The organism is Moorena sp. SIO4A5 (assembly GCF_010672005.1).
Lineage (GTDB): Bacteria > Cyanobacteriota > Cyanobacteriia > Cyanobacteriales > Coleofasciculaceae > Moorena.
In genome coordinates, this window is record NZ_JAAHHZ010000562.1 from 1 (window position 1) to 3,182 (window position 3,182).

Below are 3,182 nucleotides of genomic sequence, written 5' to 3' on the forward strand. Positions count from 1 at the left end.
TTCTAGGACTCATGAAGTACATAGAATTGTTTGACTATTGGCTCTTGCCTTCCCCTCCTGGTAGGAGTTAGGGCGTGTATTCTTGCCTCTGAGATCCCCCTAAATCCCCCTTAAAAAAGGGGGACTTTGAGTATGGCTCCCCCCTTTTTTAAGGGGGGCTGGGGGGGATCATAATCTTGCGGAAAACTTTGAAAACATGCCCTAGAGGTGGGTTCCTTTTAGCTACTCCCTGCTCCCTGCTCCCTGCTCCCTGCTCCCTAAAACCCAGATATTTGTACCTCAAAAGTCGTGGAATTGCTATATCAAAATATCTTACTAATCAAACCTGGTAATTCTTTACAGATAGTAACCAGATTAGCAGTAGGAGACAAAGCAGCAGCAGTTCCCATGAGTATTTTCATAGCCTTCTTTACTACTTTCTTCACACCACTATCTTCGGAATTAGTTAAAGCAGAAGCGATCACTTTAATTTGTTCTAGGGCTTCTTCTTTGTCTTCGTCATCCAAATCTTCTGCTAAGACGGCGCTTTGCAGTTGGCTGAGTAATTCCTTCAGTTGTTTTTTATCAGCCTCAGCATCAAAGTTAGGTAACTGGCAGGGCAAACGCATCTAATCGGCAGAAACTAGCTCTGAAAAGCGTTTGAATGACCCGAAAATTTTAGCTGACCTTAAAATTTGACGGGAACAGATAAAACTGGTATAATATTTGTGTCGCTTATATAAAGGGTGAGTATTGTTTTAAATAATTAATATATATTGCCAGCATAATATCAAGCTAGACCTTTTAGTCTAAACCCATGGTAAATTGCCCAACGCCATTAATTCTACTGATAAAATAAAACTTAAAAACCTAAAACTTTGAGGAGATAATCGTTATCCCATCCGGCTTTTTTTCGTTTAGTTTTAATTCCCGTTTTTTCGGTACTTTCTTGTTTTAATAAATTCAGAGCTATTTGTCTAATAATGGCTAAATTTTCGGGTGCATTATCTTTCCTGATTCGTGAATCATCTTCTAAAAATTGAACATCAAGTACCCAATGCAGTTGATTCTCTATACACCAATGTTGGCGAATAGCTTTTGCTAAAAGTTCAGCATTATTGGGTAGACTACTAATATAATATCTTCGTTCAAAACTTGTTTTTCCATCTTTTTCTTTTCGCCAATAATCTACCCAACCTATTGAGTTGAGTTTTTCCCATTCCCCGTTTGGATCAATTGCTTCTTTAACATTACTAAGCATTTGGTAATATCTGTGTTCTTCACGATTATGTCCAGTTTCTGACTGCAAATACTGACTGATCGTGATGTTTTTTAATCTAGATTTAGGTAATGTATTGACGATTTTTTCGACTCGTTCATAAAGATAAGCTTGATTCTTTTTTAAGGTAATTAAATAGTCGGCCTCTTTGGCTACAATTTGCTTGACAATTTCTTTTTGACAGCCCATAGCATCAATAGTTATGATGCAACCCGATAGTTCTAAAACTTTTATAAGTTTGGGAATAGCTGTTATTTCATTGGATTTTTCATCTACTTTTACTTGCCCTAAAACCAGGCGATTCGCTGTTGCCCATGCACTAACCATATGAATAGCTGCTTTGTCAGAACTTTTGTCATAGGAATGACGTAAAGTTTTCCCGTCAATCGCTACTATTTCTCCAAAAGTGACCTGACTAATTGATTGAACCCACTTCAAAAAACACTGCTGTAATTGTTCGGTTTCAAGTTTCGCAAAAACTCTGGCAATTGTGTCGTGAGATGGAATTCCATTAGGTAATTCTAAAAACTTTTTTAACCATTTATATTTGGTTTTACCGTAGAGTTCTATGTCAACCCAGGTGTCGGCACCACTAATCACCGCACAGATAGTAATTGTAATAATATCAATTAATTTATGTAGTTTGCTTCGGTCAACTCTGGGATCTTTTAAATCACTAAAATGCTCATAAATCGTAGTTTTTGGTCTGAGTTTCATTGCTGAGTATTTCTAAAAATTATGCTTTGATTTTCCTTCATAAAGACCTAATTTAAATCTTAATTTTAGGGTCTAAATATTAACTAGTATTAAGGAAATTGAATTATTGTAAATAATAAGCTCGTTACCATTCTAGGCCACGGGGAATGCCAATAGAGCAGATCTGCATATAAAGAGTGATTTGTCAAAAAAATTTAGATGCGTTTGCCCTGGTGTAGAAGCTATTGAAACACAAGGAAAAGGGGGTAGACGTAACTGTTATCTGACTTGGTCAGAAGAGAAAGACTTTTTGGCAACTTTTTTTAAAAAAGCAGCTAAAGGCCAAATCCCGACAGTAAAAGAAATTAAATTAGCTTTTGAAAAACAAGTGGGTCAGCCAGTAAATAAAACTACAATATATCGTCTTTTGGATAGACACCAATGGCGAAAAGTAGTTCCTAGACCTTCACACCCAAAAGCTAAACAGTCGGAACAGTCAGCTTTTAAAAAAACTTTGAAAAAGAAGTTAAACAACTCGTAAAAACTAGAAAATCTGACGATAAAAGACCAGTTATAATGATGGCCACCGATGAAGGCAGATTTGGTCGCATAGGAGTTGTGCGAGGTTGCTGGTGTCCACCAGGAATAAGGCCAGTGGTCTGTAAACAACAGGTAAGACAATATATCTATGCTTATGCTGCTGTTGCACCGGCTTTGGGCAAAATGACATCTCTGATTTTACCTTATGCTAACACAAAAATGAGGAATTTATTTCTCAAACAAGTCTCAGAAGATTTTGGGGAATATTTGATCATGCATGCAAATGGATAAAGCCGGTTGGCATAGATCAAAAAGTTTGGAGATACCGGAAAATATTCGGATTATATTTCAGCCAGCCTATAGTCCGGAGTTAATGCCTGTTGAGCATCTTTGGGAACATATTAGAGAAAACTATTTTTATAACAAAATATTAACATCATAGGAGCAAGTAATGGACACAGTAAGTCATGGCTTAGTAGAGCTTGGCTCTTCTGAAGAACTCTTGCGTTCAATGACATATTTTCCTCATTTGAGAATTAGCTCTTTGAACGCAACTTAGTATAACTACCTACTCAGAATATTCGACCTTTCTGAGAGTACATATCGGGGTTACTTCGTTCCTGATAACCATTCTGTGAACTTTTAGGGTGGTACTATTCACCAGGAATAATTTCGGGAAATCATTATG

5 protein-coding genes are annotated in these 3,182 nt (G+C 36.9%); 3 read left to right on the forward strand and 2 right to left on the reverse strand.

Features of this window, described 5'->3' with window-relative positions; translation table 11 throughout:
* Positions 1–302: 302 nt before the first annotated feature.
* Entirely contained in the window at positions 303–608 is a 306-nt protein-coding gene (locus F6K57_RS41005) for a hypothetical protein (RefSeq protein ID WP_293074787.1), read from the reverse strand.
* Positions 609–841: 233 nt separating this feature from the next.
* Positions 842–1,975: an ISAs1 family transposase gene (locus tag F6K57_RS41010; RefSeq protein ID WP_293074789.1), complete on the reverse strand. Its 1,134-nt coding sequence runs from the start codon at positions 1,973–1,975 to the stop codon at positions 842–844.
* A gap of 181 nt (positions 1,976–2,156) precedes the next feature.
* On the opposite strand from F6K57_RS41010, the gene F6K57_RS41015 reads away from it, so the two are divergent.
* From F6K57_RS41015 to F6K57_RS42365, 3 genes are read left to right on the forward strand one after another with little or no spacing between them, the layout of a single operon-like run.
* Positions 2,157–2,495, forward strand: coding sequence for a winged helix-turn-helix domain-containing protein (locus F6K57_RS41015; RefSeq protein ID WP_075897438.1), 339 nt, complete (start codon positions 2,157–2,159; stop codon positions 2,493–2,495).
* Between the two features lie 35 nt (positions 2,496–2,530).
* Positions 2,531–2,785 carry a transposase gene (locus F6K57_RS41020; protein WP_143727496.1) on the forward strand — a complete coding sequence of 85 codons (255 nt, stop codon included), beginning with the start codon at positions 2,531–2,533 and terminating at the stop codon, positions 2,783–2,785.
* Positions 2,778–2,936 carry a transposase gene (locus F6K57_RS42365; RefSeq protein WP_158069462.1) on the forward strand — a complete coding sequence of 53 codons (159 nt, stop codon included), beginning with the start codon at positions 2,778–2,780 and terminating at the stop codon, positions 2,934–2,936. Before F6K57_RS41020 ends, F6K57_RS42365 begins: the two co-directional genes overlap by 8 nt.
* Positions 2,937–3,182 lie beyond the last annotated feature (246 nt).